Here is a 13,956-nt window from a genome sequence, read left to right on the forward strand (position 1 = left end):
CAGTTCAATTTAACAACTGATATATTTCGTGAACAGTCGACTGCGCCAACTGTCTCTGCGCACCTTTTTTACTTGCAGTACCGATATGATATTGAGGTACAAATCCGCTTATCGCCCCCCTGTGAATCAAACACTCATCGGTGTGCGTCTCAGCGGTAAATTTTTTATTTTTGTCTGAATAATTGTATAAAGAGAACGGCGTCCCTACCGAGTAGGCAACCACTGCAGGGTGCAATCGGGCACTGACCACATGCCTGGCCTTTTTTATACAGTCTATGGACAGATCAATATCACTGCCCGGAATCTTAAATACCGACAATCCGCTATCTTCCAGCTCACGCTCGGCAAACAGTGATACTCCCGCATCGACTTCTGCGTCCGCATTCAGTACGCCTACCTTATTAATACCCAACGTTCTACATGCCTTGATCGAAACGCCGAGCAACTGCCTATAGATATCGGTACTGGATTGTTCGCCATAACCTTCAAGATCACGCAGGCACACGATGATGTAATCATCCGTGCCATCCATAGCACTGGCCCCTTGCGCATCGTCTATATCGAGCGCATAAGCCAAGTCCACAGACTGTTTTATTTTTCCGGAGCGCAGCCAGGGATTTATTTTTTTAACGGCCTGTAACGAAGCCGAATCTCTAATGTAAAATGCTTTAGCTATTACAGTTGCAAAAAACAAAATCAGCCGTGTCTTCAGTTTTTTATGGTTATCTACCCCAATACCTGCATAGATAACACTCGCGCCGAACAAGCGACCCAGCGCCATGTACTTGATCCCGCCAGTCCCGCCCTCATCCATGAAGCAAGTTCCACCGCCCCAAATGATCGCAGAACTTTTCATTACATTTCTGTATGCGGTCAACGCGTTAGCTTTATTAAGCTCCACCACGCCCACATCATTATCGCTAATAAATCTTTGTTTCCTGAGCGATCCAGCATCCCCGTAAGTCAATACGGTAAATGCCAAACCAGGCTTCCTCAAAGACAGAAGCGACTTCAGCATCAGAAGATCACCGAAGTTATCTCCGTAATACCCGATAATAGAAACGTTCATACACTCACACTCTTTCTATAAAGAATATAGTACGAAACAGCTATGAAGAACTCGCTAGCCACAATACTGGCACCAATACCTTTTGCTTCAAACTGCATTAACAAGACAAACAAACCGACTTGTAGTGCCATCCCGACACTGGCGACCAGGATCTTTTTACTCACCCACTCCTCGCTCAATAATGCAGCGCCAAAAGGGGTTGCGAAAAATCTGAACGGAATAGACAGTGCCGCTATTTGCAACACCTGCGCCGCGTAATCATATTCACCGCCAAACAGCAAATGAATAAGCTCTCGAGAATAGAAACTCAAGCCCGTCGCAAAAACAGCTCCCACTGCAAATGAATACAATGAGTGCTTGATGGGTATGGATTTTTCCGCATTCGAAAGCGCATGGTATTTTTTTATTAAATAGGTATTGAATACCGTATTAGGCGCAATATAGAGCGCCGTGAGCAAGGTATTGCAAATCGCCAGGTATCCAGAATAGGTAGAGCCATAGATCACCCCTAACAAAGAGATCGGGATCTGCAACTGAGCTATATTGAGAGCGCCATTCAACGAATACTTAATGGAGTCCTTAAAAAAAACTCTAATCTTTAAACCTGCTGCTTTTCCGTGCCGGGTTATTAAGGCAGCACACAGCACCAAGCAAAGAATATTAGCGGCCCCCCAGGGCTGCTGCAGCGGTTGTAAAACTCGGGACCAGCGAATAAAAAATTGCCGCAACCAACAATATCCTTGAAAGCGGCACCACCACTTGGCCAAACGAAATCCGTAGAGGACTGCTCTTGAGTTGACCTTGGGTGACCACAATCGCCTGAGAAGACAGTGCGACCACTCCTGTCGCCAGCAACACCGACTGCAAAAGATCAATGCCTGCTCCGTACAACAGCGCCATGCTGATGACATAGGCACCCCAAGGTATTGATCAACAGGCAAACGTAGGCAATTTGCATGTACCCGGTATATTCAGACGGTGACCGACTGACACGCCTTAACAACAAACTATTGATGCCACTGAACGCCAGCGCCCCCAGCGTTATAGTAATTGCGTTGGAAAATGATATAAGGCCAAAACTGGCTGCGTCCAAGGTTCGGCTGAGTATGACTTGAAGTAAAAAAGTCGCACCCGCGGCGCCAAACGATGAGATCAACAATTGAATTGCTTTCAAGGGAAATGTCCTGCTCGCGGTTAGTCAGCGGCTTGAAATCGCTCGTTCAATTTAAAGTGCGCCTTCAACAGCAAGTATTTTTTGGATGCGGTGTCCGAAGCCAAACCTCTTTTTATCAAGGACATTTGAGAAATCCAGATGTCCGCTTCTAACGCTATATCGATTTAGGCGACAGAAGCCTGAAAAACAAATATATCGACAGATAAACCATTACCATCCATAAAACACTCATACTCTGAGCAGAAATCCCAGATGTAATAATCTTCGAAAATATCTCCAATGATGATATATAAATAATTATCCCAAAGCCTGTCTTCCCTTGAAGAATTTTCTTCCTGTATATCAGCTTAACTAGATACCCTAACAACGTACAACCCAGGACAACTCCAGGATATCCAAAATTTATATACATATCTCCCATAACAGTAGGAGGTATTCCAAACCCCTCAAACTCCAGCCCAACAATCTCTTTTAACCAAGACTGATAATCCACCTGCTTCCCGGGCATAATTGTCGCGACATCCATGAAAAATGTAGCCCCATAAAGCGGATCATGATTTATAAATGCAGTAAACACTTTTTCCAGATTCGAAATATATACAATTAAGCGATAGCCAGCAGTCGTCATAAAATCAACAGTTGTGTCGCTATTTGGATTCCTGACCATTTCAAATACATTTACAAACACCACTCCAACCACGGCGAACAGCATCATTTTTTTAATTGAAACTTTAACTTCAAGGTAGTGATATATAGATATCAAATAGATCCCAAGCCAAATTGAATATCTACGCGACCCAGTAAACAGCAACATACAACACAGCATTGTTGTTATAGCAATGAACAACGGATTTTTGAATGCTTTCTTTCCAGAAGCCGACACCGAAGGCAAATAATAGAACGCCGGGGCAAATACCCCCAGAGTCATAATATAAAGAAAATATCCATTTCCAGATATTGAAAGTGCTGCAACCCTTGCACTTTCTTTGTCCGCCGCGAACAAGGGTATCTGCCCTGCCCTCAAAAAATATATAGCAGAAGCCAAACAAGACAAACATGCCAACCCCAGCCCAACAAATCGCACTTGTTTTTTCCGCGAACTTACCCACGTCTTATAACTTAAAACTGTTCGATAGAGCGTTCCAGTGATGACTATCTTAAACTTATTGTGGATTATATCTTGAAGCGCAAAGCCAAAATTTATGCATACAAACCCTATGGCTATTATTGATAGCACGGTAGAGTAATTACCCTGCCTATATATGTCTGGCCGCAAAATCGATAATGCCAACGGCCCCAACCCAATAAGCATTATAAAATACAAATTTAAGAAAAATTCCGGCTGAAAAAAATCCTTAGGCCTAAAAAACAAAAATGGGGATATCGCAAGCAACAGAGTAATTATTGCCATCATAACTACATCTCACCAACGCATTTAATATATGCATCTGCATCATCAGCCCATACTTCAACCCAGGAAGGTGCTAGTTTTTCTGCTTTGATAAGCATCAAATTGAATCGCTCGACTTGATTGAGAGATGAATACTTTTTTATCGACTGAAGAGATTTCCTCTGACTCGCTGGCTCAGATAAAACTAAATCAGCATACAGATTACCTTTCTTAAACCACTTTTCATCTGTGAAGGCCAGAGCAGATAGAATCAGGTCATCTTTTAAGAACACTTTGGAGCGCTTAATGACTTCTTCGGATATCTCATTTGTCCTCATGGACCCGTAATGTGTATGCACAGCAATAGAAAGTGGAATACCTGGAAATATCTCATGATAATCTCGGGCCAGAGAAACCCAGCTATTCACATATTCCTCCTTCGTAAAACCAACCTTTTTCAGCTCATAGTCCGACGCAATAAAATTCATTTCTATTCCATTTGTATTGCTCCCTCCTGTAACAGATATAGAATTTATTACATCCTTGAACGGAAGTACCCGCGCGGCGACTTCCGTCAGCAACTGGCGCAAATTAGCATGATACGCAGAGTCCCATGGCACGGGCGCTTCACTACGAACATTAATATCGTTGGCTGTATACGTATCATTGTGGAGCCACTTGACTTGCCGACTTTGGCTAAGCACCCAATCGGGAGACCAGCGTCCTGTTAGCAGCGCCAGGTTTACCTTTTTGTTGTGCCGCCTTGCTGAGCGCAATAACTCCTCAATTCCCTCGAAGTTAAACTCCCCCTTAACAGGTTCAAGCTTTCGCCATCCGACGTAGTAAGTAATACCGGCCAAACACTTATTATCCAACTGTTTATATTTTGCAGCACTACTTACCCACACGCTATAAATTGGAACAGAAAAAGACTTATAGTCTATAGCTGAACTGGTAAATGATTGACTTACAAAAAAAACAGCCACCATTGCTATTACAGCAAAAGCACCAAATCTTCTTGCAAAGCATTTAGCGTATCCAAGGCCATATTTTCTTGCCATTTCTGTTCTCGGGATGCAGGAGCGGTATAAATAGGTTCATAGGATGCTAAATCATCTGAACAAATCAAATGACGCTCGCTACCACTTCTACTGCATGGCACCCAAGCTCTCCCAGTTTTTTTGCTGCAAAGCTTGTTACTTCGCTATCTACATCCTGATCAGCATTAATCAAAACCACTGTAGTAACTTTTAAATAGCTGACAATTTTTCTGCCCACGAGAAATGCAGTGAGTGCGGCAAAAAATGTCGACGCCAACAAAAGTACGACTATCAACATCCTACCTTCAGTCCAGACTCTAGGGCTCACTAAGCTTTAGGCACGCTACCGCCCCAGGATTTTTCGTCATCTTCCTCAGAACGTAGTGCTTCCATGAAATATCGGTTTGATCATGCCTAGCGGCTAATGATCCAGCGCAGCAACAACAATAAAAATTCAAGAACAACAGCAGTATCGTCCAAACTTATGACGCAATCAGCTCAAGACTCATCAGCTTTTGTCAGAGGTGTAGGCATAGTGGTAATACCCATAATCACTGTAGCCATACTTATTGGAGGCTTTTCTCTCCACGCCATTAAAAATCGCACCTTTAATAGCAACGCCATTCTGGGAGAACCGGCGGACTGTCAACTCGATTTCTTTTGCCGGGTTCAGGCCATAGCGCGTCACGATCAGGTTGGTCCCGGACAGGCGCCCGACGATCGCCGCATCTGTCACCGCCAGCAGTGGCGGCGTATCGAGAATCACCAAATCGTATTGCTCGCTCACCTGCTCCAATAGCGCGCTGAAATTGGCGTGCATCAGCAACTCGGAAGGATTGGGCGGGATCTGGCCCCGACTGACAAAATCGAAGTTGTCGATTTTTGTCTTATGGATGGCGGTGGCCATATCGCAGCGCCGGGCCAAGACATCGGAGAGCCCATTGTCTGAAGACACACCTAGCACTTTGTGCAGATAACCCTTGCGCATGTCGACATCGATCAACAATACCCGCAGACCGGTTTGTGCTATCACCACCGCGAGGTTGACCGAAACGAACGTTTTACCCACTTGAGGGCTAGGCCCGGAAATCATCAAGCGGTTATTGTCAGCCTCATGCATGGCGAAGTGCAGACTGGTACGCAAACTGCGCAATGCCTCGATTGCCAAATCAGTAGGATGAGTGACGGCCAGCAATGAAGTCCCATTGGCACGCCCTCGTCCACGGGAGACTTTGTCTTCTTCGGTTTTCTGCAAAATGCTGTAGGGAATCGATGCGTAAACCGGCAACCCCAGTTGCTCGATGGCTTCCGGGCTTTCGAGTCCCCGATTCAGCGCCTTGCGTAGCAGCACCAAGGCCACTGCCAGGAAGCCGCCAAGAATCGTGGCGATCAATACAATCAGGGCTTTTTTCGGTTTGACCGGTTTGAGGAAGTTGACGTCCGCGGCATCGATCAGGCGCACATTGCCGACGGTCCCCGCCCGCATCACATCCAGTTCCTGAGACTTGTTCAGCAGCTGGGTATAAATGGCAGTACCGACCTCTACATCCCGGGTAAGGCTCAGCAGTTCTTGCTGGGTGGAGGGAAGGCCCTCCACCTTGGACGCCAAACTTTTCTGCTTGCTGCTCAACTCACCAATTTGAGTCAACAATGCGCGATAGGCGGGATGTTGGCGGGTGAATTTGCGATCCATCTCGGCTTGCTGCAACTTCAACTCGGAAATGCTGGTATCGAGCCCGACAATCTGATCGAGAATAGATTTGGTTTCGAGCGTGATGTCCACAGACTTGCTACGCGTCTGGTATTCATTCAAGGCATTCCCGGCTTTTTCCAGGTCCTTCTTGACCACCGGAAGTTGCTCTTTGAGAAACGCCAGGCTCTGCGCTGCCTCAGCTGAAGTGCGCTCTACGTTTTGCCGCACATAAATAGCGGCAATTTCATTGAGGGTTTTAATGGCCTGATCCGGATCTGTACTTTCCAATGCCAGGCCGATCATGCCCGAGTCTTTTCCTCGCTCGGATACATCCAAATCCTCTTGGTAGTCGAGGATGCTGGTCAGGCGAGAATTGCGGATGATTCTGAAGCGAGTCCCTGGGTTGGCGTGCAATTCCTCTATCTGGAATGTAACGCCATTTTGTTCGAAAAGTTGTCCCGTCTGACTGGCGGCCAATAGATTGTCGTCTTCGTCCACCAAGGTGTAATGACCATTTTCACCCGTGGTCAAGGTTAACTTCTTGCCCAGTTGCGAGTCGGGAAGATCCAGTTTGAATATCTTCAGCGACTCCCCTCCCCAGGCGAAACTGTTCAGCCCAAACAAGGCATCGGCCATTTCACCGGGATTACTATTCTGGAATCGACGAGCCAGGAACTCACCGAACACCGGGAAGTACATTGGTTGTATGACGACATCAAGTTTCAGCTCATCAACCGTTTTACCAATCACCGCTCGAGACTTGATCAGCTCGATCTCAGTGGCCGAAGGCGACTCTTTCCCCAACATGCTGCCGACATCGGAGAAGCCCAGCAAATCGTTCTTTTTCGCTTCAACCTGCAACAGCGCATTCGCCTGGTACACCGGGGTCGCAAGCACCGCGTACGCGGCCCCAGTCACCATAAAGGCACCGGTAACCGCGGCAATCAGCCATTTATGGTCGATGAGTGTTCCAAACAGGCCGAGAAGATCAATCTCGTCATTGTCGTCGTCCCGCACGTTGACTACCGGTGCTTGCTGCATAAGTCGGATTCTTTGCCTTGATTACGATTCAAAAAGGAGTGGCCATCAGCGTGCTAGACGCTGTGCCCATGCGTGTACGGCTTCTTCGATCAACGCATAAGCGTGCACAAAAGCAGGTTTGCCTTGACGGTAGGGATCGCTGATCTCTCGATCGTCTTGCCATTTGCCCAACAGCAACACCTTGCCCCGCGCCTCAGTGGCGATGTTGAGCACGCCACTGATATGCCGTCGCTCCATCACCAGAATCAAGTCCGCCTCACTGACGGCTTGAGAGGTGAGCTGAACGGCCTGGTGCTCATGGGGCAGATGACCATGCTCGGTGAGTACGGCGTGTGCCGTCGACTCGATGGGTTTGCCCGTCAAAGCGGCAAGGCCGGCCGAGCTGACCTGGATATCGGAATGAACGAGTGCCCCGCGCAGTAAATGCTCCGCGGTGGGGCTGCGGCATATATTGCCAACACAGACAATCAAAACCCTTTTAAGCAAGATGACCTTCCCCGTCTTGTCAACATTGGCGGTGACCTAGCACTTGCCGAACATAAGAGCTTTAAACTACGAATGAATCCGGGCATTTACAAACCCGGCAACTGCAGAAAAAACATAAAAACAATCAATGCGTATTTATTACCACGACACCTAAACAGCCCCCAACTTTTTATTCAGACAAAAAATAACATCTCGCTCTTTAAGCGCTGAAAATAACAGCTCTAAAATTTATCCAGACAATTTCTAACAGTTGTCGTTTTCTCGCGATCGTTCAATCTAAATTACACCGAAATCGCGAATGGTTAATGTATAGCCGTTCCGCTAGTGCATTGCCAGGGTGTCGAACATTCGGTTAGTAGTTGGGAAAGGACGCCTTGGGCAATAACGTTGTTTACAGCGGATCGTGTCAGGAGCATGCAGTGGAACAACCGGGCATGCTCGCCGGCCAACCGACCACCCGATATATCCCCTGCCCGCCTCTGGCGAGCGCGTTGCACACATTTTTCTCGAGTGATCGGGCCGCTTCGAGCCCGCGCTCCCCAGCGTGACCGATTCCGCCAATCTGGCTCGAATCTTTCCTTCTGCCATTAGCCACTCCATCAGTCTACTTTCAAGGACGCTTCCATGATTCGTAAATGCCTGTTCCCCGCCGCCGGCTATGGGACCCGCTTTTTACCCGCCACCAAGGCCATGCCGAAGGAGATGCTGCCGATTGTCAGTAAGCCGCTGATCCAGTATGCCGTAGAGGAAGCGCGTGACGCCGGCCTGCAACATATGGCCATCGTCACCGGCCGGGGCAAGCGCGCGCTGGAGGATCATTTCGATACCAGCTACGAGCTGGAACATCAGATTCGTGGCACCGATAAGGAAAAGTACCTGCACGGCACTCGTGAACTGATCGATACCTGCAGTTTTTCTTATACCCGTCAGGTGGAGATGAAGGGTCTGGGGCACGCCATTCTCAGTGGTCGTTCATTGATCGGTGATGAGCCATTCGCCGTGGTGCTGGCCGACGACCTGTGCCTGAACCTTGAGGGCGATGGCGTGCTGGCGCAAATGCTCAAGCTCTACGAGCAGTTCCGCTGTTCGATCGTGGCCATTCAGGAAGTGCCCCGTGAGCAGACTCAGAAGTACGGCGTGATTGCCGGCGAGCTGATTCGCGAGGGGATTTACCGGGTCAACAGCATGGTTGAAAAGCCGCGCCCGGAAGATGCCCCGTCCAACCTGGCTATCATCGGTCGATACATTCTGACCCCCGATATCTTCGACCTGATCGCTGACACCGAGCCTGGCAAGGGCGGTGAAATCCAGATCACCGATGCGCTGATGAAGCAGGCCCAGAACGGCTGCGTACTGGCTTATCAGTTCGAGGGCCGACGCTTTGATTGTGGCGGTGCGGAGGGTTACATCGAAGCCACCAACTTCTGTTTCGAGCATCTGCATCAGAACGCCCTGTGATGTTGCTGCGCCCCGATATGGTCTTAATTACCCTATGGACGAAGCCTCTATGAATACGTTGAGCGGTTTCAAGGCAGATGACAGTCGCCACCCGTATGGCGCTGACCTTAAGCACAACCTCGCGTACCGCATCGTGCGCGCCTATGCGTCGGAACTGATTTTTTCCCGCGTGCAGAAACCGGTGCTGCTGGTGGAACGCATCGGCGCCTTCCCCTCCTCCGGAGAGATCCGCCGTCAAGTCAAGGATGGCCCGGCGTTGCTGGCGAGCATCAAGCAGCGCTACGCCGTCGATGCTCTGGACATCAACGAGAACGACGGGCTGAACCTGGTCTTTGCCGACTGGCGCTTCAGCTTGCGCCTCTCGGGCGAGGATTGCGTGACGTGCCTGACCGTGGAAAGTCGCGGCGACAGCTCGCTCATGCAGCGCAAAACCGCCGAGCTGCTGGAGCAGATCGATGCACAGGAGGCATTCGAATGAACGCCATAGCAGAACACGCCCCCAAAGCCTGGTACCTGCTCCAGTGCAAGCCCAAACAGGATGAGCGCGCCGAGGAACATTTGCAGCGTCAGGGCTATGACTGTTTTCGCTCTACCTACAGGCGTGAGCGCGTTTTGCGCGGGCAGCGTCGAGTGATCAGCGAATCGTTGTTTCCAGGCTATCTGTTTATTCACCTGAGCCTGCAGGACAGTTGGGGTCCGCTGCGCTCGACCCGCGGTGTTTCGCGCGTCGTCGGGTTCGGCGGTCAGCCACTGCCTATCCGCGATGCATTGATCGACGAACTCCAGGAACGGGACAGCCAGGCGATCGTGACCACGCTGTTGAAACACGGAGATGCGGTGCGCATCACTGAAGGTCCATTCTGCGATCTCGAAGCGGTGTTCCTGGCCATGGACGGCGAGGAACGGGTGCTGCTGATGCTGAATTTCCTGCAGCGTGAACAGCAAATCAGCCTGCCGCTGGCGCGGGTCAACAAGCTTTAGATTCTTTAAGCTGCTCACACAAAAACGCCGCTCAACAACAAGCGGCGTTTTTTTTGGATGCAGGAAAACCTACGCCGCTTCCGAGAGGTGATTCCAGTCGACCCAACCCAAAAACCACGTCGCCAGAATCAGTAAACCGAACCCGATCCGGTACCAGGCAAACACGGCATAGCTATGGTTGGCGATGAACTTGAGCAACCCGCGCACGGCAATCATCGCAAAGAGGAATGCAGCGACAAACCCCAGGGCAAAGACCGGCAAGTCTGCGGCCTGGAACAGGTCGCGATACTTATAGCCCGAGTACACCGCGGCACCCACCATTGTCGGCATCGCCAGGAAGAACGAAAACTCAGTGGCCGTCTTGCGTGACAGGCCAAACAGCAACCCGCCGATAATCGTCGAACCCGAACGTGAAGTACCGGGGATCATCGCCAGGCACTGTGCGCAACCGACTTTCAAGGCATCGGTCCAACGCATCTCGTCCACGTGATCGATCACCACTACATGTTCGCGTTGTTCGGCCCACAACATAATGATTCCACCTATCACCAGCGCCACGGCCACGGTGATCGGGTTGAACAGATACTCATGGATCTTGTCGGCGAACATCACACCCAGGACAACCGCCGGCAAGAAACCGATCAACAGATTCAGCGTGAAACGTTGCGCGTTACGCTGGGTCGGCAAGCCGGTGGTGATCTCCAGAATCTTGCGACGGAACTCCCAGACGACCGCCAGAATAGCCCCCAATTGAATAATGATATTGAACGCCATGGCTCGCTCGCCGCCGAAGTCGAGCAAGTCCGCGGCAATAATCTGGTGACCGGTACTGGAAATGGGCAAAAACTCTGTCAGCCCTTCAACCAACCCTAGAATCGATACCTGCGTAGTGGTCCAGAAGTCCATTAATCCCCCGTTAAACCCTCTCGGCTGAAAGGTCTGTTGATGATGCCGAGCATTTGTCCTGATCGCGATTGAACCTGTCGGACCAGCGGAAGATTAAAGCGCACTCTCTGCCTGGTTGAGCTAAACGTTATAAAACGTCCATGTCGGAACACCAGCGCCGGCCTCCTGCAAATGGCCTACGCCTGCGAATGAAATTGTTTTGCAGGACTGGTACTTGTTTATCGCAAATCTATGGATGCCACTCATCGTCGGATCGTTGACGTTTTGATTTTGGGCGCGCGCAATGTCCTACCCAAAAATGATCGCCCAAGAGAACACTCCACATGGCAAAGATCATAGTGCTCGCCGGTGACTTCCCGCAGGGCGCCGGGGAATATCACCTTGGAACCATCACTCTCAAAACGTCCGTCAAACCCCGGCTTGGAACCAGCTTCCCGGTCTCGGAGTTTAAAGATCTGACCATTCAGAACACTGATTCCAACAAGAACATCAAGTCCGCCATAGGCCTGGGGCTCGCGGGCGCCATGTTGCTCGGTCCCGTCGGAGCCATCGCCGGCTATCTGCTTGCCGGCAAAAACACCGAGGTGACCTTTATGGCCACATTGAAGGACGGTGGAAAGCTGCTCGCGGCGACCGATAGTGACACCTACCGGGATATCTCGGCACGCGCCCTGAAAAAATCCCGAGCCGGCCGCCGAGGCCCCCTTTCCAGCTCACTTAACAACGGATCCGTTTATTGATCCGCTTGCCCGGTGACTGCGAGAATGTTGCAGGGCACCCGATACAGAACATGTTCCGTGGTACTGCCCACCCATTTCTCCAGCCCCTTGCGATGCGCATTGCCCATGACGATCACGTCGGCCCGGTGATGCGCTGCAAAGTCGGCCAGCGCTTTACCGGGCGGCCCTGCAACGAAGTGTTGCCGTTCGGTGGGCACGCCGTAGTGATCGGCCAATGTGATGAATGACTTGTGCAAAGACTTGCGCACGTCGCTGTTGAAGCCGGGCATCGTCACTGCACCCGCGCCCGCATCGGATATATGCGTCTGCGATAGATCGTAGGCATACAGCAGATGCATTTCTGCCTGGCATTGCGTTGCCAATTCGTTCGCAGCCTGGACGATCAGGTCGTTGATTCCAGTGATCTGAGTCTCTGGATGCGACGGATCGACTGCCGCCACGATCACGCGCGGAAGTGGGCAACTGACTTCGCTGACCAGATGGACAGGCACCGGACATTCACGCAGCAGATGCCAATCCAGAGGCGTGATGAAAACGCGTTTGAGCGCCGACTCATGCTGCACGTCCTTGATAACCAGATCCGCCTGCGTTGTTGTCACGTGTTGAAGGATCTCTTGCAGTGCGTCGCGTGTGAAAAGCACCTCGGTACTCAGGTTGATCCCGCGCCCACGAATCAGATCGGCTTCATCCTTGAGCCATTTTTCGTTCTCTTGCTGGCAAGCCTCACGAAACCGCGCACTGGCATGGATCAAACCCAGGATGTTGGAATCTTCGATGAACACCGTGATATGCAGCGCTGCGCCCGTGGCTTCGGCAAGGGCGACGGCCCGCTGCAGCGCCGGCGTGTGACGCATGGTGGGACCGGCTATTAGAAAGAGTCGTTGATATTGGCTCATGTCAAACCTCCAAACGTTCTGGGATATCTGCTCGCTCCCCCAGCCTCTCGTCTGTCGCGCCGCCAGCGATCTGCTATCGCCTCAATGACCCGGATCGACACAATCAATATACGCCTGGATTCAACTAACCCGCCAAGATGTGGATCATCGTATCCACCACGATGAACCCCATCCCGACGGCCAATTGTTTGACGACGCAAAGTTACTTCTTCGCATACTTCGCGCCATGCGGATCGTTAAGCTTCACCTGCATCAGCTCCCATTCACGCTGAATAGTCGCGTAAGGGATAAAGATGCTGACTCTTTCAGCCCCCTTTAACCCAGGGTGAAAACTCACATCATTAAGGGTGGTGGAGAAAAAGCCGACATTGATACCGACAATGTTGCCGTCACTGGCGATGACGGGGCCACCCGACATTCCTTTTATCATCGGAGCATCATGGATGGCATAGCGTTCGCCGCTGCCTTCATCGCTATTGATGAAAGGCGCCGGGTACACCTTGCCTTGCCCGGTGACGGTCGTCATGTAGGGGCTCGCCCCCACGGCCGTGATGTGTTCACCCACACGCGGTGCGCGCCATGACGGGTAGCGGCCGTCGGCCTTGTGCTGGATGAAAACAAGGTCGCAGCCAGTGCTGCAGCTGTATTTCACGTTGCGGATGAGGGGGGTGTGGCGAGTAGTGACGGCATAGTCTTCGTTCCATTGCACGGCCGAGGCCATGTACAGATAGGGCAAAGGAAAGCCCGAGAAGACAGAAAAGTATGAATCATTGGCAGGCCCCGACAAGTCGGGTTTTACCATACCGTTGCATCCTGCAAGAACAGCTCCTGTTAAAAAGTAGGCCATGACTTTAATCATGATTATCACCGACTTATAAGGAGGTTTTGATTTTTTGTTGTGGTGAATCTTTAGTTGTCAGGCGCTTGTAGTTTTCCTCGCACTCTGGTCTGGTTGGTTATTTATGGCTGAGGTTTTAATAAATGCGTATGAATGAATTGTGCTAAGGCTAATTGCTTTTCGATCCATATAACAAACTGCAAATATTTGACGCCTGAAAAATGGCAAACCACAAGTAAGAAAA

15 protein-coding genes are annotated in these 13,956 nt (G+C 50.5%); 4 read left to right on the forward strand and 11 right to left on the reverse strand.

Annotated features, from left to right (window positions below; all coding sequences use genetic code 11):
- Positions 1 to 4: 4 nt before the first annotated feature.
- The 8 genes from PSH65_RS19875 to PSH65_RS19910 form a co-directional block, all read right to left on the reverse strand.
- Complete coding sequence (locus PSH65_RS19875) at positions 5 to 1,069, reverse strand: polysaccharide pyruvyl transferase family protein (protein WP_305421959.1); 1,065 nt, start codon at positions 1,067 to 1,069, stop codon at positions 5 to 7.
- On the reverse strand, positions 1,066 to 1,836 hold the full coding sequence (locus tag PSH65_RS19880) for a hypothetical protein (protein ID WP_305421960.1): 771 nt from the start codon (positions 1,834 to 1,836) through the stop codon (positions 1,066 to 1,068). The genes PSH65_RS19875 and PSH65_RS19880 overlap by 4 nt, the downstream gene beginning before the upstream one ends.
- A gap of 104 nt (positions 1,837 to 1,940) precedes the next feature.
- Positions 1,941 to 2,243 carry an oligosaccharide flippase family protein gene (locus PSH65_RS19885; protein WP_370694657.1) on the reverse strand — a complete coding sequence of 101 codons (303 nt, stop codon included), beginning with the start codon at positions 2,241 to 2,243 and terminating at the stop codon, positions 1,941 to 1,943.
- Between the two features lie 154 nt (positions 2,244 to 2,397).
- Complete coding sequence (locus tag PSH65_RS19890; protein WP_305421962.1) at positions 2,398 to 3,657, reverse strand: O-antigen polymerase; 1,260 nt, start codon at positions 3,655 to 3,657, stop codon at positions 2,398 to 2,400.
- A gap of 2 nt (positions 3,658 to 3,659) precedes the next feature.
- Positions 3,660 to 4,694: a beta-galactosidase gene (locus tag PSH65_RS19895; protein WP_305421963.1), complete on the reverse strand. Its 1,035-nt coding sequence runs from the start codon at positions 4,692 to 4,694 to the stop codon at positions 3,660 to 3,662.
- 64 nt (positions 4,695 to 4,758) lie between these two features.
- Positions 4,759 to 4,971: a hypothetical protein gene (locus PSH65_RS19900; protein ID WP_305421964.1), complete on the reverse strand. Its 213-nt coding sequence runs from the start codon at positions 4,969 to 4,971 to the stop codon at positions 4,759 to 4,761.
- Positions 4,972 to 5,181: 210 nt separating this feature from the next.
- Complete coding sequence (locus PSH65_RS19905; RefSeq protein ID WP_305421965.1) at positions 5,182 to 7,407, reverse strand: polysaccharide biosynthesis tyrosine autokinase; 2,226 nt, start codon at positions 7,405 to 7,407, stop codon at positions 5,182 to 5,184.
- A gap of 45 nt (positions 7,408 to 7,452) precedes the next feature.
- Positions 7,453 to 7,893 (reverse strand): low molecular weight protein-tyrosine-phosphatase, encoded by a 441-nt coding sequence (locus tag PSH65_RS19910; RefSeq protein WP_305421966.1) that lies wholly within the window; start codon positions 7,891 to 7,893, stop codon positions 7,453 to 7,455.
- 624 nt (positions 7,894 to 8,517) lie between these two features.
- Here PSH65_RS19910 and galU point away from each other — a divergent pair.
- The 3 genes from galU to rfaH are packed head-to-tail and all read left to right on the forward strand — an operon-like array spanning position 8,518 to position 10,332.
- Positions 8,518 to 9,351, forward strand: coding sequence for a UTP--glucose-1-phosphate uridylyltransferase GalU (galU, locus tag PSH65_RS19915; protein WP_305421967.1), 834 nt, complete (start codon positions 8,518 to 8,520; stop codon positions 9,349 to 9,351).
- Positions 9,352 to 9,400: 49 nt separating this feature from the next.
- Complete coding sequence (locus PSH65_RS19920) at positions 9,401 to 9,829, forward strand: phosphomannomutase (RefSeq protein WP_305421968.1); 429 nt, start codon at positions 9,401 to 9,403, stop codon at positions 9,827 to 9,829.
- A complete protein-coding gene (rfaH, locus tag PSH65_RS19925) occupies positions 9,826 to 10,332 on the forward strand; it encodes a transcription/translation regulatory transformer protein RfaH (protein ID WP_205891141.1) in 507 nt (168 codons plus the stop codon). The genes PSH65_RS19920 and rfaH overlap by 4 nt, the downstream gene beginning before the upstream one ends.
- Positions 10,333 to 10,401: 69 nt before the next feature.
- Here the strand turns inward: rfaH and PSH65_RS19930 are convergent, their stop codons facing one another.
- On the reverse strand, positions 10,402 to 11,238 hold the full coding sequence (locus tag PSH65_RS19930) for an undecaprenyl-diphosphate phosphatase (protein WP_205891140.1): 837 nt from the start codon (positions 11,236 to 11,238) through the stop codon (positions 10,402 to 10,404).
- 323 nt (positions 11,239 to 11,561) lie between these two features.
- On the opposite strand from PSH65_RS19930, the gene PSH65_RS19935 reads away from it, so the two are divergent.
- Complete coding sequence (locus PSH65_RS19935) at positions 11,562 to 11,978, forward strand: hypothetical protein (protein WP_305421970.1); 417 nt, start codon at positions 11,562 to 11,564, stop codon at positions 11,976 to 11,978.
- Here the strand turns inward: PSH65_RS19935 and PSH65_RS19940 are convergent.
- Entirely contained in the window at positions 11,972 to 12,874 is a 903-nt protein-coding gene (locus PSH65_RS19940; RefSeq protein WP_305421972.1) for a universal stress protein, read from the reverse strand. The genes PSH65_RS19935 and PSH65_RS19940 overlap by 7 nt on opposite strands.
- Positions 12,875 to 13,076: 202 nt before the next feature.
- Positions 13,077 to 13,676 carry a serine protease gene (locus PSH65_RS19945; RefSeq protein ID WP_305427024.1) on the reverse strand — a complete coding sequence of 200 codons (600 nt, stop codon included), beginning with the start codon at positions 13,674 to 13,676 and terminating at the stop codon, positions 13,077 to 13,079.
- Positions 13,677 to 13,956 lie beyond the last annotated feature (280 nt).

This window comes from Pseudomonas sp. FP603 (assembly GCF_030687415.1).
In the GTDB taxonomy this organism is placed as follows: domain Bacteria; phylum Pseudomonadota; class Gammaproteobacteria; order Pseudomonadales; family Pseudomonadaceae; genus Aquipseudomonas; species Aquipseudomonas wuhanensis.